This window comes from Vibrio sp. V10_P2A27P122, from assembly GCF_963874335.1.
Classification (GTDB): Bacteria; Pseudomonadota; Gammaproteobacteria; order Enterobacterales; family Vibrionaceae; genus Vibrio; species Vibrio anguillarum.
Genome location: NZ_CAWNHY010000265.1, coordinates 1 through 20,325, shown reverse-complemented (window position 1 = coordinate 20,325; position 20,325 = coordinate 1). Strand labels below are relative to the sequence as shown.

Genomic DNA, 20,325 nt, shown 5'->3' with positions numbered 1-20,325 from the left:
CATTTCAGAATGGTCTTTATGGCCCGCATGATGTCAGTGCTTGCTCTTGGCATGATGACGGTCGCAGTGCCGATACAGATACATCAAATGACCGGTTCGACCTTGCAGGTAGGTCTTATCATGGCATTGGATGGTATCGGGATGTTTGTTGGCCTGCTGCTAGGAGGCGTACTGGCCGATAAGTACGATCGCCGTCGATTGATTTTGTTCGCACGCGCGACCTGTGGTATTGGGTTTGCTGCATTAGCATTCAATAGCATAGTCGCGCAATCCTCCTTAGCGGCTCTCTATATCCTCTCGGTGTGGGATGGTTTTTTTGGCGCTATGGGTATGACGGCCTTGATGGCTGCTTTACCGACCATCGTTGGGCGACAAAAATTACCTGAAGCTGCCGCATTGAGTATGCTAACGGTTCGATTGGGTATGGTTCTTTCGCCAGCGATTGGCGGCTTACTGATCACTGTCGGTGATGTCAGTTGGAACTATATTGCGGCTTCTGTTGGAACGCTTTGTACGCTGATCCCACTGTTTAGATTACCTTCGATGAAACCGCAACATCATACGCCGGAGAATCCATTTCAATCACTGTATGAAGGTGTTCAATTTCTATTTTCAAACAAAGTGGTTGGCTGTGTGGTGCTGTTTGGCACACTCGAAACATTAGCAACTGCGATTAGAGTGATGTTCCCTGCGTTAGCTTTAGTCTCATTTCAGGGCACCGCCGCTAACGCAGGTGTGATGTATTCGGCCATTCCGTTGGGGGCGATGTGTGGCGCACTGACTTCAGGTTGGGTAAAACAGTCGCAAAAGCCAGGAATGGTCTTAATCTACGCGACGTTAGGTTCATTTTTAGCGATTGTGGCTATGGGGCTTGTGAATAATTTTTGGTGGTTTGCTCTCATCTTAGTTGGCTATGGTTATTTGGGTTCGGTCGCTTCTTTGATTCAATATTCGATCGTACAAGGACACACTCCAGATCATCTGTTAGGCCGCGTAAGTAGCTTATGGACGGCGCAAGATGTATCGGGAGACTCGATTGGAGCACTCGGTTTAGGGGCGTTGGGTAAAGTGCTAGCACCAACGATGTCGATCCTCACTTTTGGTTTGGGTGCAACGGGAATTGGTGCGTTGATGGTGATGGCATTTCGCTCATTACGCCAAGCGACTCTGTTTGATCCAGCGCTTATCGTTAGCACAAGCTCAGAACCTAACGTCTCCTCAGATGAGGTCACTTCCCAACCTGCGGCGCAAACGATGAATTAGCTATTCGTTTTGTGGTGGGCTCTTGTTGTGTTGCCGTGAGTCGAGAGCGACATGTTGCACATATAATTGAGAATTAATCTCATTAACAATTGATTTTTATGCGTAGACTGCTTTAGTATTAATGAAATGATAATTGTTACTATTTAGGTGGCGGTTGTCGACGAATACGAGCCTCTTATTTCTGAAGTCGTTATTGGCTTTAAGGCATCACGAACGAGAAAAGCTTCTTTTAACAAGGATTATATTTATGGCGATTCCCAAAATAGCCAGCTACTCCATTCCGTTGGCTGAAACATTTCCGAAAAATAAAGTTCACTGGCATGTCCAAGCGGATAGAGCGGTACTGCTCATTCACGATATGCAAAAGTACTTTATCAACTTTTTTGATCATTCTCAGGCACCCGTTCCTGAGTTATTAGCGAATATTTCAGAGCTGAAATCACTGGCTCGTCAGGCCAATATCCCCGTGGTGTACACAGCTCAACCCCCTAACCAAGACCCAGTAGAGAGAGCGCTACTGACTGATTTTTGGGGAACAGGGCTGACAAAAGATACTGAGATTGTGTCGGAGCTTTCACCTGAAGACGGGGATATCCAATACACCAAATGGCGTTATAGCGCGTTTAAGAAAACGCCGCTGCTGGAGTGGATGAAAGAGACACAGCGTGACCAGTTGATCATTGTGGGTGTCTATGCACATATAGGTATCTTATCAACGGCGTTAGATGCCTTTATGTTGGATATACAGCCTTTTGTGGTCGGTGATGCTGTGGCTGACTTCTCTTCGGAAGATCATCATCATACGTTGAAATACATCACAGAGCGTGTTGGCTGCGTGACTTCGCTTGAGGCATTAAAACCACAAATGATCCACAGCCAAGAAACCAGATTATTGAGCCTTGAACAGATGCGTCAGCAAGTGGCTGAGCTATTGGATCTCGATTTAGATGAAGTGGATGTAGATGAGAAGCTCACTTTTCTTGGCTTAGATTCTATCCGCGCGGTTACCTTATTTGAATCATGGCGCAAGATTGGCATAGAGTGCGCCTTTTCAGAGATGATTAAATATTCAACTTTAAGAGAGTGGTGGCATGTGATGGAGCCTAGTGTTGTTGCTCAGTCGTCACATCAAGTAACGGACACGCGTTCCACTGAAGAGCAAGCGGTTTGAGTATACTGGGCCCCTAGAATAGGGAAAGAGAACGCATCGCTCAGCAAAAGCCGATATCGACGATATCGGCTTTTTCATCTTCACGTTATTTGAGCGCCTGTATTGTCATTATTAGTGAGAGTATTGTGTTCTTAACCATTTTTTGTTGACTTTGCCCACAGGGGTTTTGGGTAATTCATCGACGAAATGGATGTGATCAGGGATCTTAAATTCTGCTAATCCTTGAGCGTGTAAAAATCGTTTGAGAGTAATGGGTTTGAGCGTTTTACCGTTATCTGGAACGACAATGGCGCAACTGCGTTCACCAAGAAACTCATCAGCAATAGCAACCAAAGCCACATCATGAACATCCTGATGTTGAAGTAGCAGGTTTTCAACCTCTTCGGCTGCGATTTTTTCACCACCACGATTAATCTGATCTTTCTCTCGTCCCGTGACGATAATATTGCCTTCAGCCGTCCTACGCACTCTGTCACCTGTGATATAGAAGCCTTGGTCGGTGAATGAGCGTTGGTTATGTTCTGGAGCTCGGTAATAACCTCGAATCGTATAAGGGCCTCTGGTCATGAGTAAGCCTTCCTCACCCACCGCAGCGGGCTCACCCTCATCGTTGATTATCATCACTTCATCATCAGCTGAAATTGGGCGTCCTTGAGTAGTAACAATCACGCTGAGTGGGTCATCAAGTCGTGTGTAATTAACCAACCCTTCAGCCATTCCAAACACTTGCTGTAATTGACAGTGGAGAGTCGTCGGTAAGCGCATTGCTGCGGCCTCACTAAACTTCGCCCCGCCGACTTGTACCAGAGTGAGGCTAGCGATGTTTTCTGTAGCGGACTCGGCGTATTTCATCCACAGTAGCGCTAACGGCGGCACTAGTGCTGCGACAGTAATGTGGTGCTTCTCAATTAAGCGGAAAGCGGTGTGCGGTGTGGTATCGGAAGCGAGCACGACACAACCGCCGGCGTAAAAGACGCCCAATGCACCGGGCGAGCTGAGTGGAAAGTTATGCGCAACGGGAAGAACACACAAATACCTCGTGTGTGGATCAAACTGACAAATTTGAATACTACCAAGTACGCTATAAGCGTAGTCATTGTGCGTACGAGGGATCAATTTGGGAGTGCCAGTTGTTCCGCCGGAAAGCTGGAAAAAAGCCACTTGATCAGCAAAGACCGAATGAGTAACAGGATCGTCTCCCACGCAGTGGTAAAGCGTATCTAATTCTTGAATTTGCTCGTGTGAGGATTGACCGCAAACAATGGTATGCAAGAGAGAAGGGCAACTACTTCGTAGTTTCTGCGCGGTTTGCTGCGCGTCAAAGCCCACGATATCGTCTGAAAAAATATAGGCTTTGGCGTGAGTATGTTGGCAAAAATAGCTCAGCTCTAGATAGCGGTGCGCTGGCAGAGCTAGAACCGGTTTAATGCCCCGTATGGTCAAGGCAAAAAAGCAGAGATAGAATTCAGCACGATTGGCCATTTGTAGTACGACATTATCACCCCGCTGCAGACCTAGGGAGCTCAAGCCAGCCGCAAGGCTGATCATTTTCTGATATAAATTTTGATAGCTGTACTGGCCGAAATCATCAATCAGTGCGATGGCGTCAGGGCTTTTTTTGACGGAATCACTGAAGTAATCAAATAAGGTTCTTTGTTGCCAGTAGCCTTGCTCACGATAGCGCTGGCTGAACTGCTCAGGCCAAGGGGTAAAATCGGTCGGGTTAAGATTATTCATGACCACTCCTTAGGCGGTAAGCAATTCATCAATTTCAATACCAGCGGCTTTCAAAATGGTGCTCATTTTTGCCCCTGTTTCATCGAGTTCACTTTGTGGTGAGGATTCATTCACAATGCCAGCTCCAGCGAACACACTCATCTCATTTTGGCTCACTTCAGCGCAGCGTATCGTGACAACCCACTCGCCATTCCCCCGAGCGTCGCACCAACCGATCATGCCAGTGAAGTAGCCGCGGTCGAAGGTTTCGATCTGCTTAATCGCTTGGTAAGCCGATAATCTTGGATAACCACACACTGCGGGTGTGGGGTGTAACTCTGCTGCAATGCGCAGCGAGTTAATCATCGGATCATCGGCTTGTCCTTCAAGCACTGTTGATAAATGCAGCATCGTTTCGGTTTCAATCACTGATGGAACCATAGGGGTAAATAAGTTATGGCAGTAGCGGCTGAGTACTTTCTCGACTTCCTCGACGACGAAGGCATGTTCATTCAGATCTTTTTGCGTATCAAGTAATGAAGCGGAGCGCTGTTGGTTTTGCACCGCGTTGTTTGATTTAGGCCGCGAGCCCGCTAGGGGGTTAGAAACGATAAACCCGCCTTTTTTCGCCAACAACAACTCGGGACTGGCTCCCATTAACTTGGCGTTAGGGCCAATTTCAGTAGAAAAAGTGTAGCCATTGCGATTGATGGACAACAGATTACGCAATAAACGAGTTTGATCGATGTGTTGTGGAGTCGAGAGTTTCACTAAACGTGATAGCACCACTTTTGATAGTTCGGTGGTATTAAACAGCTCAAGTAAGGTTGTGACTCCTTGTTTGTAGTCGTTGCCTGTTGGCGGTGAAACAATGGTCGCTTTGTGGCTCTGCTGCCCTTCTTTTTCACTGGCCCGTGGGCTACCAGAAACATAGAGCTTTTCTGGAATGAAGAAACGCGTCGCCGTCTCTTCATTAAAAGGAATTGTCGCAAATAAAATAGGATTGTCGTACTCATCTGTTTTTGCTGCTTCTAGCATCTTGGTTGCTTGATCCGCCAGCTCACAGAATGGGAGCGCTTGATTGAACTGATGAGCAATTCCCACGCCAAGCATGGTGTTGTGAGGCGAAGCAAAAAAGAAGGGAGATTCTTTTAAGTGCTCATCCAATAGCTGATTAGCCATTTTTGAAAACCCAATAACTTCACGTTTCATCACCAAAACTCCATTAATAACGTGTTACGCCTAATTGCTTATTATTTTACAAACCACTAAAGTACGCAGATTATATATGATAATAATTATCAATAACAAATGATAATTAATGTTATTAACTAAGGCTGAGATTCAGTTATGGCTATGGTTTAGTGTGGATTTAACGGAGTAAAGTTAGGAAAATGATGAAATTAGACGAAACGGTTTTATTGACTGGAGCCGGGCAGGGGATTGGTTATGCCGTGTTGGAATCTTTACTGGCGAGCGGTTATCGAGTTGTAGCGACGGATAGAAATCACCACCAATTAACTCAGCAATTAGCGAGTTTGAACGCGCGCTATACCGAGCAGCTTCATTGCTATGAGCTTGATTTACAGCATCATGATGACGTCAAAAAAAGGGTACAAGAACTGAATGAGCGTTATCAGTTTGCTCATTTCATCAGCTGCGCGGGCACATTGCACCTTGGTTCAATAACCGAATTATCGATGTCAGAGATCAAAGCGATGTTTGATGTCAATACGTTTGGCACCTTAGCCGCTTTGCAAGGTGTAGCGATAGGAATGAAAGTGCGCCAGCGTGGCAATGTTATTGTGATTGGCTCTAATTCAGCGAATACGCCTCGGCTCAATATTGGAGCATATGCGGCATCTAAATCGGCTTTGCATATGTTGGTCAAGTGCGCAGCTCTTGAGCTTGCAAACGATGGAATTCGATGCAATATCGTTAGCCCAGGCTCAACACGCACCGAAATGCAAACGCAGTTATGGAACAGCGAATATGGTGAAAGAGAAGTGATAAAAGGTAATCTTGAACAGTACCGTTTGGGGATACCCCTTGGCAAAATGGCGGAGCCCGAAGACATTGCTGGGGTTGTTATGTTTTTGATATCGAATGCAGCAAGTCAAATCACCATGCATGATTTGAGAGTGGATGGCGGCGCTACGCTCGATAATTAAGTGAAGGCCACTGACGATAGGCAAGGTGAAGCAAACGGGAGCTTCACCTTAGTGGTCGTTTACACTGGAGCGTGACAATATTGCTGCTGTTGAAGTGTTGTAACCGCATCATCGAGCGTATTTAAAAAGCACATCGTATCCTCCCAACTTAAGCACTCATCAGTGATCGATTGACCGTAGCAGAGCGGGCCTTTATCCAAAGCTTGGCTACCGCCTTGCAAAAAGCTTTCGCACATTACCCCCGCAATGTGGCGCTCTCCAGACAGCAGTTGCTGGGCAATGTTATTTATTACATCCAATTGATTCTTAGCGATTTTTCCGCTATTGCCGTGGCTGCAGTCAATCACCAGCCTGCTGCTGAGCTGGCTATGGTGTAATTGATAAGCCGCACTTTTAACACTGTGACTTGCATAGTTTGGCGTGACACCACCACGTAAAATGATATGGCAATATGGATTACCTTGAGTTTGCACCGCAACCGGTTGTCCATTCTCACCCGCCATAATCAACAGATGTGAATCGTTAGCGGCATGAATCGCATCGATTGCAATGGTCGTATTGCCGTCAGTACCATTTTTAAAACCAATAGGGCAGTGCAATGCCGAAGCGAGTTGGCGATGCGGTTGTGATTCAGTGGTTCTTGCGCCAACCGCACCCCAACAAATAAGGTCCGCGATATACGGTGCGATATGCGTATCTAAAAACTCAGTTGCTGTTGGTACACCCAGCGCTAAGACTGACTTGAGTAATTCACGGCTAGAGCTGAGCCCTTTGAGTAAGTTAAATTGACCGTTGAGATCAGGGTCAACCATGTATCCTTTCCAGCCAGTACGCGTTCTCGGTTTTTCAAAATAAGTTCTCATCACCAACTTGAGAGTGCTGCTGAACTGTTTTTGTGCCTTTGCGAGTCGTTGTGCATAGTCAATTGCAGCCTCAGGGTCGTGGATTGAACATGGCCCAATAATCACCAACATCCTTGAGTCACGACCTGACAAGATATTTTGAATGTCTTGGCGGTGTTGGTGAACGGCCATTGATCGTTGATTATCGGTTTCTGATGATTGGTCTAGAAGGTAGAGATTGGGTAAAGGAGTGATTGATGAAGCGTTCATCACATTATGTAGAGATTTCATGAGCACTATCCGCATAAACATTACGACGTAATGATAATTATTATCATTAATTGTTTTCGATAGTGTGAAACATTTGTACAATTGTCAATATGTAAACAGATTTAAATCAAAATGGGGGAACGCGTTTAAAATGAGCTGTTAGCAATGATCAATCACTATTACGTTTGTGATGATTGTGCTTTTTGGTCTCCTGCCGCAGATCAATACATTAATGCCCACGGTGATTGGTGAGTGTTTGGGGTTACCAATAGAAGATTTTTACCATGGTTGTTTAGTTCAAGAGTACAAGCTGCCCTTATGCTCATATCAAAGGTCTAGATAGTTAGCCGGGCTCAAGAGCATGTTGTAAAGGCTATAAAGTTAGTTTACCCCCGATTGATATAATTGTTCGCTAGAAAACAAGTCAATTTATCGATGAGATTTCCTTGAAACAGATTCATCACCTTAGAGGTAAGTGCTAGCAGTATCACGAAGAGAGAAATAGGCGTTTTTAGAACGGTTCTTTTGTGCTCAGACATCTACTTATTAGCCATGAAAATCGCTTAATTTCAATGGTGTTGTAATTTATATGTCTAGGAGTAAATATGCATAAATTCAAACTATCATTGGCAACAATACTCATTCTTTCATCGTGTTCTGCTTATGCAAATGAGCAAATTAAGAACGGCAAATTTAACGGGAATATGGATGGTTGGTGGAATGCTGGTGCAGATGTAAAAATCAAAAATGGCGAAGCATGTCTTGAGATTAGAAGTCCAGGAGAGAACCCTTGGAATGTGATTTTAGGACAGGGCGGGATTGGGTTGGCAAACAAAGCAGATTATGAAGTTTCATTTGATGCTTATGCAACCGTTGATACTCAAATGAGAACGCTTATTCAGCATGAAGGTCCTCCTTATACCAACTATTTTGTGGATGATACAAAAGTCTCACTGAAGAAGAAGAGCTATAAGTTTAAGTTCAGCCATGATGTTGAAAGCGATGCTAAAACTGAGTTCCAGTTTCAAATGGGCGCCCAGAAAAAGGGAACCGTATGCGTTAGCAATGTTTCAGTCGTCGGTGAGAAATACATTGAAGAGCTGAAGATAAATTCTGTTCGTGCTAACCAAGTCGGTTACCTTCCTCAAGCAGATAAGTTTGTGTTTGTCGCGAATGAATCTAAAGAGCCATTAAAGTGGGTGCTAACAAACAACAGCAATATCAATGTCGATTTAGGTAAAACGGAAGTTTTTGGTCTTAATAAGGCATCAGGCGAGTTTATTCACCGTATTGACCTATCGAACTACAGATCAGATATGAGTGGCTTGAAAGTAAAAGTCGGTGAAGACGAGAGCTTGCCATTTAGCATTAGCAAAGATATCTACAGTCAGTTGAAGTACGATGCATTGTCTTACTTCTACCAAAACCGTAGTGGTATTGAGATTGATAAGGCTCTGGTACAGCGTGACGATCTAGCGCGTCCCGGCGGTCATATGAGCGATGTGGTTACCTGTTTTAATAAGACGGACAGCTGGGGTAATAAGTGGCCAGGTTGTGATTTTTCTGTCGATGTAACCGGCGGTTGGTATGACGCTGGCGACCATGGTAAGTATATGGTTAACAGCGGTATCTCGACTTGGACTCTTTTGAACCTGTTTGAAAGAGGTAAATGGCTAGATAACGCACCAATTCCTTTTGCAGAAGGGAAAGTGAAAATTCCAGAAGCTGGAAATGGCGTCAATCCTTTGTTGTCAGAGGCTCGTTGGAATATCGAATTTATATTGGCAATGCAGATCCATAGTGACCAACCTGTAGCGGTTCCTGCTGGTGACCAGTCTGAAGACAAAACACTTAAACTGACTAAGATTGACGCAAAAGGTATGGCTTTCCATAAAGTTGCTGATGAAGCTTGGACAGGTATGCCACTGCCACCTCATATGGACACCCAGAAGCGATATGTGGGTTATCCAACCACTGCGGCTACGTTGAACTTGTCAGCAATTGGTGCTCAATGTGCGCGAATTTGGAAAGAGATTGATCCTGCGTTCTCAAAAAACTGTTTGAATGCGGCGCAAGAGGCTTGGGAAGCCGCGAGCAAAAATCCTAATATTCTTGCCTATGATAACTTCACAGGGTCGGGCCCATATGATGATAAAGAGCTTTCAGACGAGTTCTACTGGGCTGCAAGTGAACTGTATATCACCACAGGTGACAGCAAGTACCTTAAAGCAGTGAAAGCTTCTCCTCATTATCTAGAGACACCAAAAGGTAACATTGAAGCAGATGGCGAAATGTTCTGGGGGTACACAGCGCCTTTAGCAACAATAAGCTTGGCTGTTGTGCCTAATGGATTGGGTGAGGATCAAATTAAAGTTGCAAGGAAAAACTTAATCGCAACCTCTGATAACTTTGTGGGCCAGATTAATAACGAGGGTTATCATATTCCTTACACGGTAGAAGAGTATCCGTGGGGATCGAACTCGAGTTTTGTAAATAGAGCTATCTTCTTAATCTATGCGAATGATTTCACCGGCGATATTAAGTATGTAAAAGCGGCTGCAAATGCGATGGATTACTTACTAGGCGCGAACCCAATGAACCTGTCTTATATTACAGGTTACGGCACCAATGCGGCTAAAAGTCCACATCACCGTTTTTGGGCACATGCTGCGGATGAAAAGTCACCAGCTCCAGCACCTGGCGCACTAGTAGGTGGACCCAACTCAGTGAGTTACAGTGATCCAGTCGCTGCGACATTGAAGGGGCAGTGTGTTGGCCAAACCTGTTATAGAGATAACATTAATGCATGGTCGTTTAATGAGATCACGATTAATTGGAATGCTCCTCTCGTTTGGGTTTCTTCTGCTTTGGATGAAGGGCAATTATATTGATTAACGGGTCACTTTTTTGGGGAAAATATTTATCTACCTAAACTTCTAAGCCAGTACGAGTCAGGAAAAGACGTTAAGAGAATACAATTCCTTGAAATAGCTAGATTTAGATACAAAAAAAGACGTCCTAGGACGTCTTTTTTCTGGAATTTGGCTCCCCCTGCAAGACTTGAACTTGCGACATACGGATTAACAGTCCGCCGTTCTACCGACTGAACTAAGGGGGAATTGCTTTGAGCGGTGCGAATGGTAGCGACTGGGGTGTTCAGTGTCAACCTTTCCAGCCGAAGAAAAAGTAAAAATATTTCCCTGAAAATACTTTACTTTTCTGTACCCCTTATCGGCATTAGGCTAGGTTTAGTTATCCACCAAAATTGTGGATAAGTGTGTTGACGAATCCTGAGCAATTCGTTTCATCAATGAATGTTGAGTTATTACTCTACTCATTTGTTGAGTTTATTTTTTATATAACACTATGTTTTTTATTTTATTTTTTGATTTATCAACTGAAATTATCAATAAGAAATGAAAATGAATGGCGATGAGAAAAAGGGAGTCATTTTGAAATTTTGGGGAAAACAAGTGGATTATTTTTGAAAGTTAGGAGTGGTTTTTTACGAATCAGGCCGAAGATGGTAGCAAACGTATGGAGAAGAAACTAGCATTTTTTCAAAACAGGGGTGATTTACGACGCAACTATTTTGAACAATTACTTGCAACAAAACATGGCTAACAGCGAGAATGCCTATTCAGTTATAGAGGACAACGGCATTATGAGCAAAACGTTTGAATTGGTATCGGGTTATCAACCGTCAGGCGATCAACCAACGGCGATCAAGCAATTGTTTGATGGGCTAGATGCAGGTCTTGCTCATCAAACCTTGTTGGGTGTGACGGGGTCAGGGAAAACATTCACCTTGGCTAATGTGATCGCCAAGGCGCAGCGTCCGGTTATCTTGTTGGCACCGAATAAAACGCTCGCAGCCCAGCTGTATGGTGAGATGAAGTCATTTTTCCCCAATAATGCGGTTGAGTATTTCGTCTCTTATTACGACTACTATCAGCCAGAGGCGTATGTGCCGACCACGGACACATTTATAGAAAAAGATTCCTCGATTAACTCACACATAGAACAAATGCGACTCTCCGCGACTAAAGCGCTGCTTGAGCGTAAAGATGCGATTATTGTAGCTTCTGTATCGGCGATTTACGGTTTGGGTGATCCTGATTCTTATCTGAAAATGATGCTGCATGTTCGCCGTGGTGATGTGATGGATCAGCGCGACATTATCCGCCGTTTAGCCGAGCTCCAATACACACGTAACGATATGGCGTTTGAACGTGGTCAATTTAGAGTTCGTGGAGAGGTGATCGATATCTTTCCCGCGGAATCGGATTATGCGGCCGTGCGTGTTGAAATGTTTGATGATGAGGTAGATTGCATCAGTTTGTTTGACCCATTGACGGGCGCAATGATTCAGCGAGATCTTCCTCGCTATACCATCTATCCTAAAACGCACTACGTTACGCCAAGAGAGCGCATTGTAGATGCGATAGAGCACATCAAAGAGGAGCTGCGAACTCGCCAAGCCTACCTGTTGGAAAACAATAAACTACTCGAAGAGCAGCGCATATCGCAGCGTACTCAATTTGATATTGAAATGATGAATGAGCTCGGTTTTTGTTCAGGTATTGAAAACTATTCCCGTTATCTCAGTGGGCGAAAAGAGGGAGAGCCGCCTCCGACCCTGTTTGACTATCTACCGCATGACGGTTTATTGATTATCGACGAATCACACGTAACCGTGCCGCAAATTGGCGCGATGTTCAAAGGTGATCGTTCACGCAAAGAAACGTTAGTGGAGTTTGGTTTCCGGTTGCCTTCCGCTTTAGATAACCGTCCATTAAAGTTTGAAGAGTTCGAATCACTTGCGCCGCAGACGATTTTTGTTTCTGCTACCCCGGGCAACTATGAGCTAGAAAAATCAGCCGGACAAATTGTGGATCAAGTGGTGCGCCCAACCGGACTACTTGATCCCGTGCTGGAGGTACGACCAGTCGCAACACAAGTGGATGATGTGTTGTCAGAGATCCGCATTCGCTCAGCGAAAGATGAACGTGTGCTGATCACGACATTGACTAAACGCATGGCTGAAGACTTAACTGAGTATCTTCATGAACATGGGGTTAAGGTCAGATATCTGCACTCAGATATTGATACTGTTGAGAGGGTTGAGATTATTCGCGACCTTCGCCTAGGCGAGTTTGATGTGTTAGTGGGTATTAACTTACTGCGTGAAGGTTTGGATATGCCTGAAGTCTCTCTCGTCGCAATTCTTGATGCGGATAAAGAAGGCTTTCTACGTTCAGAACGTTCATTAATTCAGACCATTGGCCGTGCGGCACGTAACATTGAAGGCAAAGCGATTCTCTATGCTGACCGCATTACTAACTCAATGAAGAAAGCGATGGATGAGACCGATCGTCGCCGTGAAAAGCAGCAAGCACATAATGAAGAACAAGGGATAACACCTCAGGCGCTGAAACGTAATGTCAAAGATATTATGGAGTTAGGTGATATTACTAAGTCCAAGCAGCAGAGGATGAGCAAACAAGTACCTTTGTCGAAGGTGGCAGAAAGCTCGCAAACTTATGAAATATTCACGCCGCTACAACTGGAAAAAGAGATCGCCAAACTAGAAGGGTTAATGTACAAACACGCACAAAACCTAGAATTTGAATTGGCTGCCGAAAAGCGTGACCAAATTGAAAAACTGCGTCAGCAGTTCATTACCAACAGTTAAAAAAATAGCCAATAGAAAAAGGTCTATTGGCTGTTATTTGTGAACACTTTATTCACTAACAACGTCAGTTGGCTAGGTGACCCCTAAGGGTCATATTGAATAGAGCACATATCGTGCCAATTAATTTTATGCAAAAAGGGCTATTAACTAACGAATTAGTGTCTTTTTGTTATTTTATTTTGCAAAATGCGAACCTTAATGCAATAGTTAAGGCAAAGTGCAAAATAATAATGGCTAGAATATGCAACCTGACTTTTCTCTACAAAAGGCTAAATATCTTTTGATGGTGGAAGATACGGCTTCCGTTGCGGCGCTGTATCGTTCATACCTCACCCCCCTTGAAATCGATATCAATATTGTTGGTACAGGTCGTGATGCGATAGAGAGTTTAGCTCACCGAGAGCCGGACCTCATATTGCTGGATCTTCGATTACCCGATATGACGGGCATGGACGTTTTACATGCTGTGAAAAGTCACTACCCCAATGTGCCAGTGATATTCATGACCGCTCATGGTTCGATCGATACCGCAGTGGAAGCGATGCGCCACGGCGCCCAAGATTTCTTGATCAAACCTTGTGAAGCAGACCGTTTGCGCGTCACGGTTAACAACGCCATACGTAAAGCTAGCAAACTAAAAAATGAGGCTGGTAACCCGGGTAATCAGAACTACCAAGGTTTTATTGGCAGCAGTCAAACCATGCAATCAGTCTATCGAACCATTGACTCTGCGGCCTCCAGTAAAGCCAGTATTTTTATTACTGGCGAAAGTGGCACGGGTAAAGAGGTGTGCGCAGAAGCGATTCATGCGGCCAGTAAACGTGGCGATAAACCCTTCATTGCGATTAACTGCGCCGCAATTCCTAAAGACTTAATAGAGAGTGAACTCTTTGGCCACGTGAAAGGCGCATTTACTGGCGCTGCGACCGATCGCCAAGGCGCAGCCGAGTTGGCTGATGGCGGCACACTGTTTTTGGATGAACTGTGTGAAATGGATTTGGATTTGCAGACCAAGCTGTTGCGCTTTATCCAAACGGGCACATTCCAGAAAGTGGGCTCATCGAAGATGAAAAGTGTCGATGTTCGTTTTGTCTGCGCTACCAACCGCGATCCATGGAAAGAGGTACAAGAGGGTCGTTTTCGTGAAGATTTGTACTATCGTCTTTATGTGATCCCATTGCATTTACCACCGCTACGCGAGCGAGGCGATGACGTTATTGAAATTGCTTACTCTTTGCTCGGCTTTATGTCTAAAGAAGAAGGCAAAGGTTTTGTCCGCTTAGCGCCAGAGGTTGTGGAGCGTTTTACGCGCTATGAATGGCCGGGTAATGTGCGTCAACTGCAAAACGTGTTGCGGAATGTGGTGGTATTGAACCACGGCAACGAGATCGAACTGAGCATGTTACCGCCACCGCTAAATCAAGTCGTGGATAACAAGATCCGATTAGCAAACCTAACGACGGAAACGCGCAAGGAAAATATAACCGTGCACGATATTTTTCCTTTATGGATGACGGAAAAGCAAGCCATCGAACAAGCGATAGAAGCGTGTGATGGTAATATTCCTAAAGCAGCCAGTTATTTAGACGTTAGCCCTTCAACGATCTACCGCAAGCTTCAAGCGTGGAACAGTAGAGAGAACTCATAGAGATATGGAACTGATCAATAAAAACAAAATTGCGCATTTGGCCCAAGAAATTGGAGAAGAGAATGTGCCAATATTGCTCGATATTTTTCTCAGCGAGCTGAGCGCCTATACACAGAAGCTAGCTGATCAAAATCTGCCGGATAAAATCGAATATTTAAAAGACATCAGCCATGCTCTAAAAAGCAGTGCCGCCAGCTTTGGTGCGGATAAACTGTGCGCTAAAGCGGTGGATATCGATAGCAAAGGAAAGGCAAACTGCATTTTTGATGAGGCTGAAGAAGTGGCGGCGATGCGCGCTCTTATCGAAGAGACGCATCGTTGCTACTGCCACTTGATGGATTAGCTTGTGAGTTGATTCTCAATGGCTTTTTGAAGTTTAACTCGGTCGTGCCGCCAGTCACGATTGGATGATGCTAGCTCTGTAGTGACACAATGCCAGTGTTCAGCCAGCTCCGGATGTGGTGTATCGCCGATCACCACATCGATTTTTCGCGCGTGGCAGGCGCGCTCACACCATTCCAATTTCTGCCGTAGCGACATGCGACCAGCAGGTCCTTGCTCGGGAGACAAGTTCTCAACAAAAATCAGCTTTGCTTTTACGTTTTGCTCAATGGCATTGCCAATTTCGGGCAGCAGTAGTGGTGGCATCACACTGGTGAGAAAGCTTCCCGGGCCAAGGATGATGCAGTCTGCTGCACTGATGGCGAGTATGGCTTCTTTGGTTGCTGGCACTTCAGGTGATAAATCTAAGCGCCTTAAATCTTCCGTCATCTCGTCCACGTTCGTTTCACCCGTGACCCAGTGACCATCCATAGAAAGTGCACTAAGATCAGAAGGATGCTCTGACATAGGTAAAATATTAACATCGACTTTGAGCATGTTGCGGATCAAGTTGATCGCGTCTAAAGGGCGCACAGATAAGTTATCTAATGCAGTCAGCATCAAATTACCGAGATTATGGCCATTGAGTTCTCCCGCACCTTTAAAGCGATATTCAAACATCATCGAACTGATGGAAGGCTCAGTGATCAACTGGTTGATACAGTTACGTGTATCGCCCCATGCAATGCCACCTTGGCAGTGGCGAATGCGCCCAGTGGAACCGCCGTTATCTGTGGTGGTTACAATCCCTGTCGCATTGGAGCCAAAATCTTTTAACGCCGCTAGCATGCGTCCAAGCCCATGTCCTCCGCCAATGGCGACGACTTTCTTTGAAGTGTATAGAGTCATCTGTTCTTCTTATTTTTTAATAATTAACTACAATTTAAATCAGCTTGTTCACAACCCATACTCATTAGGAGGTAAATTGGGTAATGGACTCTTTTTTTTTACGATAAGGGTAGAATCACTTACTAATATTAAGTATTTTACTTATCAGCTGCTGTAGAGATAGTTAATTATACTACCTCAACGGCTGCCATAGCTCCGAGCTTAACTGGCTAAGTCTCATTTTTGTGAGATAGGGTGGTTAAGCCAGTGGTCTAATACCACAAGGGCATAATTGGAAATGATTATGCCTCCCGTATTTGGAAAGGTGTTCCGTGGCGCAACAGTTCGAAGATAGATTCCAACGTAAATTTTATTATTTACGTTTATCTGTTACAGATGTCTGTAACTTTAAATGCACATATTGCCTGCCTGATGGTTATCAACCTTCGGGGCAGAAAAACTCGTCTTTTTTAACCCTTCCTGAAATACAACGCGTCGTGCGAGCCTTTGCCGACTGTGGTACGTCGAAAGTACGCATCACAGGGGGGGAGCCGACTTTGCGCAAAGACTTTAACGACATTATTGCTTGTGTGGCGAATACCGCTGGTATAGAGAAAGTGGCGACCACCACCAACGGTTACCGTATGGCCAAACAAGTAGAAGGTTGGCAATCGGCCGGGTTAACGCATATCAATGTCAGTGTCGATAGTCTTGATCCAAGAATGTTCCACCAAATCACGGGTGAAAACAAATTTACGCAAGTGATGGCGGGGATTGATCGCGCTTTTGAAGTCGGTTACCAGCAAGTTAAAGTCAACGTTGTGCTGCTAAAAGACCTTAATCATCAGCAGTTACCTGCTTTTTTAGATTGGATTAAACATCGCCCTATTCAACTTCGTTTTATTGAACTAATGCAAACTGGTGAAATGGACTCGCTGTTTGAGCGTCACCATATTTCAGGTGTTGCCATTCGTAATCAACTGATTGCCAATGGTTGGGTGCTGAAAACCCGAGCTCACAATGATGGGCCAGCGCAAGTATTTGTTCATGCCGATTACCAAGGTGAAATCGGTCTTATCATGCCGTATGAGAAAAACTTTTGCCATAGCTGCAACCGCTTACGTGTTTCGGCAAAGGGGAAGTTACACCTGTGCCTTTTCGGTGAGCAAGGCGTTGAATTACGCGATCTGCTCGCCCAAGATAATCAACAGCAAGCCTTAATTGAGCGAATTCAAGCGCAATTACAGACCAAGTCGGTCAGCCATTTTTTACAAGATGGCAATACGGGTATGACGCCTAATCTCGCCTCCATTGGCGGCTAAATTCTTTTTGTCACTGGCTATTGTTTAGCGGGTGATGTGGTACACATTTGAACAGTAGGTGAACACATGGGTCACGCAGAAAGCGCATTTCAACCAGCACATATTGCCGTACTGACGGTTTCCGATACTCGTACTGAAGAAAACGATACTTCAGGCGGTTACTTAGCTGAGCAACTTCAACAAGCGGGACACATTCTGGCCGATAAGCAGATTGTTATTGATGATCAGTATAAAATTCGCGCGATTGTGTCTCAGTGGATCGCGGATGAAAACGTGCAAGCCGTGCTGATCACGGGTGGAACGGGTTTTACCTCACGCGACAGCACACCAGAGGCATTAAAGCCCTTGTTTGATAAAGAAGTTGAAGGTTTTGGCGAGCTGTTCCGATTGGTCTCTTACGATGAAATTGGCACTTCAACCATTCAGTCTCGCGCCATTGCAGGTTTTGCCAACCATACGGTTATTTTTGCCATGCCAGGTTCAACAGGAGCGTGCAAAACCGGTTGGACGAAAATCATCAAACAGCAGTTAGATGCCAGCCATCGCCCATGCAACTTTATGCCACATCTTTCGGTTTAACGGGGTTTCAATGAGCGAATTTACTCATATTAATGCCTCAGGCGAAGCCAATATGGTCGATGTCTCTGCCAAGGCTGAAACCGTACGTGAAGCACGTGCGGAAGCCTTTGTGAAGATGTCACCACAAACGCTGCAACTGATCCTTTCTGGGCAACACCACAAAGGTGATGTGTTTGCCACCGCAAGAATTGCGGGCATTCAAGCGGCGAAGAAAACGTGGGATTTAATCCCACTGTGCCACCCATTGCTGCTTACTAAAGTAGAAGTGCAGCTTGAAGCCATCGAAGCACAAAGCAAAGTTCGAATTGAATCATTGTGTAAATTAACCGGTAAAACAGGGGTTGAAATGGAAGCCTTAACTGCGGCATCGGTGGCGGCGTTAACCATTTACGACATGTGTAAAGCAGTACAAAAAGATATCGTGATTGAACAAGTGCGCTTACTTGAAAAAAGCGGCGGGAAATCTGGTTACTTTAGCGCTCAGCCACAACAAAAGGTCACGCATGATTAATGTCCTCTTTTTTGCTCAAACTCGTGAGTTGATCGGCCAAGACAGTATTCAACTCAAGGCACAGTTTGCTACGGTTGAAGCGCTGCATAGCCACTTAGCCTCGCAGCCTGGGAAATGGGATTTAGCCTTGCAACCGGGAAAACTGCTGGTGGCAGTCAATCAAACCATCGTTGCCTTTGATTACCCGTTAAGTGATGGTGATGAAGTGGCTTTTTTTCCTCCAGTAACCGGAGGCTAGTGATGGATAGCCGTATTTCCGTTCAAATATCAGATTTCTCGGTAGACGCAGAATACCGTGATTTGTCGCAAGGTACTTCCGCTGGCGCTGTGGTTACCTTTATTGGCAAAGTTCGTGATATGAATTTAGGTGATAATGTTATTGGCTTAACGCTTGAGCACTATCCGGGAATGACAGAAAAAGCTTTGAGTGATATTTGTGATCAGGCTCAGGCACGTTGGCCGGTGCAAAAAATCCGTGTGATCCACCGAATCGGTGATTTAGACATTGGCGATCAAATCGTGTTTGTAGGCGTGTCGAGCTCACATCGTGGTGCGGCTTTTGAGGCGTGCGAATTCGTTATGGATTACCTTAAAGCCAAAGCACCGTTTTGGAAGAAAGAGCGCACCACCGAACAAACACGCTGGGTGGAGTCTCGAGATTCAGATGCCCAAGCCGCGCAGCGTTGGGCTAATCATCACACCATCGACTAAGCCTTGTGTAGTATATGGATAGTTCCGCGCTGTTGATTCTTCGCGTGAAACAGCGCTTTATCGGCCGTTGATACAAACTGTTCTGGCGTCATGCCAGTCGGTATGTGTTCGCAATATTGGATGCCGATAGTAATCGATACATACAATGAGACACGAGAATAGCGGTGAGGGATTTGCAGCTCTCTCACTTCACTAAGTAGTTGTAATGCTTTTTGCTCGCACTGTTTAATATCAATATCCGCAATAAATAGTAGAAATTCATCTCCTCCATAGCGAAAGCAGAGGTCATCTTTACGTTTCCAATGCTGCAGAGTGCTCGCTATCTTGCGCAGCACAGTATCGCCATTCACATGGCCATAGTGGTCGTTATATTCTTTGAAGCAATCTAAGTCGATCATGAAAATTGCAGCACTACTTTGCTCACGTTTGATCTTATCTAACGCTTTGGGCAGCAATGAGTCCATCGCATAACGGTTATAGACCTGAGTTAAATGATCCACATTGGTCAGTTTTTCTAACTCAAGTTGGTGTATAGAAAGCCGTTCTAACGTGCGCTTATAAGCGGTAATATTTCTCACAATCCATAGCACGTACTCAGTATTTTTCAGCGGGATGACCAATGCGTTAAAAAACTGAATATCGATAGGGCCAGAGCTGCCTTTAAATTGAGCAATTACCCTTAGGTCGAGATCGTATTCAAACTCTCGCATTTGTCCGTTATCAATGACTTCTTGGATAATTTGATGAAACCAAGCGGCTTTTTTTTCGGGTAATACCTGGTATAGATTGAGACCAATGAGAACCCTTGGGTCGTGGTGTCGGCTGCGATCCGTGCCTCCTAAGGCCTCCACATATACGCCATCGCGGTTAATCAGAAAAGTGGGTTCGGGTAATGACTCCAACAAGCTGCGCATCAGTGCTGGGTTTTCTATAATCTCGGAAAACAGTGGCGAATTCACCATGCCCAGTCCTTATTAATACAACGGTCAATGTTTAAGGTATAAATGATATTAACTGTAAAATCTTGCGAGACATCGTGTTCTTAACGTGTTGTTTGATTCAAAAATGAGACGTTTTGATAAAAGATTTTGCCATTTACCCTTGATAAAAATTAACTATTTGTAATATCGATAGTTTGTGCCGATGAGCAAAATCGATTTTTTCCATTTAGCAAAACGGTGAAATTAGTCAACACTTAACTTAAGGCAGCATACCGT

The 20,325-nt window shown here is 44.8% G+C and carries 17 protein-coding genes, 1 tRNA gene and 1 riboswitch; of the genes, 12 read left to right on the top strand and 6 right to left on the bottom strand.

Annotation, left to right across the window (positions count from 1 at the left end; genetic code table 11):
* On the top strand, nt 1-1,263 hold a 1,263-nt coding region (gene vabS, locus AACQ17_RS13515), incomplete at its 5' end, for a vanchrobactin export MFS transporter VabS (RefSeq protein WP_240507704.1).
* A 247-nt stretch (nt 1,264-1,510) separates the two neighbouring features.
* Complete coding sequence (locus AACQ17_RS13510; protein WP_170935183.1) at nt 1,511-2,434, top strand: isochorismatase family protein; 924 nt, start codon at nt 1,511-1,513, stop codon at nt 2,432-2,434.
* Nucleotides 2,435-2,545: 111 nt separating this feature from the next.
* Here the strand turns inward: AACQ17_RS13510 and vabE are convergent, their stop codons facing one another.
* On the bottom strand, nt 2,546-4,177 hold the full coding sequence (gene vabE / locus AACQ17_RS13505) for a 2,3-dihydroxybenzoate-AMP ligase VabE (protein ID WP_094147837.1): 1,632 nt from the start codon (nt 4,175-4,177) through the stop codon (nt 2,546-2,548).
* Between the two features lie 3 nt (nt 4,178-4,180).
* Nucleotides 4,181-5,368, bottom strand: a complete 1,188-nt coding sequence (locus AACQ17_RS13500; protein ID WP_094129639.1) for an isochorismate synthase — start codon at nt 5,366-5,368, stop codon at nt 4,181-4,183.
* Nucleotides 5,369-5,544: 176 nt separating this feature from the next.
* Between AACQ17_RS13500 and AACQ17_RS13495 the strand changes: the two genes are divergently transcribed.
* The gene (locus tag AACQ17_RS13495) at nt 5,545-6,321 is read left to right on the top strand and encodes a 2,3-dihydro-2,3-dihydroxybenzoate dehydrogenase (protein ID WP_094147838.1); all 777 of its coding nucleotides are present in this window, start codon (nt 5,545-5,547) and stop codon (nt 6,319-6,321) included.
* 59 nt (nt 6,322-6,380) lie between these two features.
* Here the strand turns inward: AACQ17_RS13495 and AACQ17_RS13490 are convergent, their stop codons facing one another.
* Entirely contained in the window at nt 6,381-7,454 is a 1,074-nt protein-coding gene (locus AACQ17_RS13490) for a 3-deoxy-7-phosphoheptulonate synthase (protein ID WP_094147839.1), read from the bottom strand.
* Between the two features lie 584 nt (nt 7,455-8,038).
* Here AACQ17_RS13490 and AACQ17_RS13485 point away from each other — a divergent pair.
* Nucleotides 8,039-10,324 carry a glycoside hydrolase family 9 protein gene (locus AACQ17_RS13485; RefSeq protein WP_094147840.1) on the top strand — a complete coding sequence of 762 codons (2,286 nt, stop codon included), beginning with the start codon at nt 8,039-8,041 and terminating at the stop codon, nt 10,322-10,324.
* A gap of 151 nt (nt 10,325-10,475) precedes the next feature.
* On the opposite strand, the gene AACQ17_RS13480 is transcribed toward AACQ17_RS13485, so the two are convergent.
* Nucleotides 10,476-10,551 (bottom strand) — tRNA-Asn (locus AACQ17_RS13480).
* A 546-nt stretch (nt 10,552-11,097) separates the two neighbouring features.
* On the opposite strand from AACQ17_RS13480, the gene uvrB reads away from it, so the two are divergent.
* From uvrB to luxU, 3 genes are all read left to right on the top strand, one after another.
* Nucleotides 11,098-13,128 (top strand): excinuclease ABC subunit UvrB, encoded by a 2,031-nt coding sequence (gene uvrB / locus AACQ17_RS13475; protein WP_029189720.1) that lies wholly within the window; start codon nt 11,098-11,100, stop codon nt 13,126-13,128.
* 241 nt (nt 13,129-13,369) lie between these two features.
* Nucleotides 13,370-14,776, top strand: a complete 1,407-nt coding sequence (gene luxO, locus AACQ17_RS13470) for a quorum-sensing sigma-54 dependent transcriptional regulator LuxO (protein ID WP_026028983.1) — start codon at nt 13,370-13,372, stop codon at nt 14,774-14,776.
* A gap of 4 nt (nt 14,777-14,780) precedes the next feature.
* Nucleotides 14,781-15,119 (top strand): quorum-sensing phosphorelay protein LuxU, encoded by a 339-nt coding sequence (gene luxU, locus AACQ17_RS13465; protein WP_013857261.1) that lies wholly within the window; start codon nt 14,781-14,783, stop codon nt 15,117-15,119.
* Here the strand turns inward: luxU and AACQ17_RS13460 are convergent.
* The gene (locus tag AACQ17_RS13460) at nt 15,116-16,006 is read right to left on the bottom strand and encodes a YvcK family protein (RefSeq protein ID WP_013857260.1); all 891 of its coding nucleotides are present in this window, start codon (nt 16,004-16,006) and stop codon (nt 15,116-15,118) included. The genes luxU and AACQ17_RS13460 overlap by 4 nt on opposite strands.
* 179 nt (nt 16,007-16,185) lie before the next feature.
* A riboswitch (molybdenum cofactor riboswitch) is annotated at nt 16,186-16,329 on the top strand.
* Between AACQ17_RS13460 and moaA the strand changes: the two genes are divergently transcribed.
* The 5 genes from moaA (at nt 16,318) to moaE (ending at nt 19,108) form a co-directional block, all read left to right on the top strand.
* Nucleotides 16,318-17,307 (top strand): GTP 3',8-cyclase MoaA, encoded by a 990-nt coding sequence (moaA, locus tag AACQ17_RS13455; RefSeq protein WP_026028246.1) that lies wholly within the window; start codon nt 16,318-16,320, stop codon nt 17,305-17,307. Its footprint overlaps the riboswitch before it by 12 nt.
* Nucleotides 17,308-17,373: 66 nt before the next feature.
* The gene (moaB, locus tag AACQ17_RS13450; protein ID WP_010320682.1) at nt 17,374-17,886 is read left to right on the top strand and encodes a molybdenum cofactor biosynthesis protein B; all 513 of its coding nucleotides are present in this window, start codon (nt 17,374-17,376) and stop codon (nt 17,884-17,886) included.
* Between the two features lie 10 nt (nt 17,887-17,896).
* Complete coding sequence (moaC, locus tag AACQ17_RS13445) at nt 17,897-18,397, top strand: cyclic pyranopterin monophosphate synthase MoaC (protein ID WP_010320681.1); 501 nt, start codon at nt 17,897-17,899, stop codon at nt 18,395-18,397.
* A complete protein-coding gene (gene moaD, locus AACQ17_RS13440) occupies nt 18,390-18,635 on the top strand; it encodes a molybdopterin synthase sulfur carrier subunit (protein ID WP_094147031.1) in 246 nt (81 codons plus the stop codon). The genes moaC and moaD overlap by 8 nt, the downstream gene beginning before the upstream one ends.
* Before the next feature lie 2 nt (nt 18,636-18,637).
* Nucleotides 18,638-19,108, top strand: coding sequence for a molybdopterin synthase catalytic subunit MoaE (gene moaE, locus AACQ17_RS13435; protein WP_038148363.1), 471 nt, complete (start codon nt 18,638-18,640; stop codon nt 19,106-19,108).
* Here moaE and AACQ17_RS13430 read toward each other — a convergent pair.
* Nucleotides 19,105-20,070, bottom strand: a complete 966-nt coding sequence (locus AACQ17_RS13430; RefSeq protein ID WP_013857257.1) for a sensor domain-containing diguanylate cyclase — start codon at nt 20,068-20,070, stop codon at nt 19,105-19,107. The two genes, moaE and AACQ17_RS13430, sit on opposite strands and share 4 nt — an antisense overlap.
* Nucleotides 20,071-20,325 lie beyond the last annotated feature (255 nt).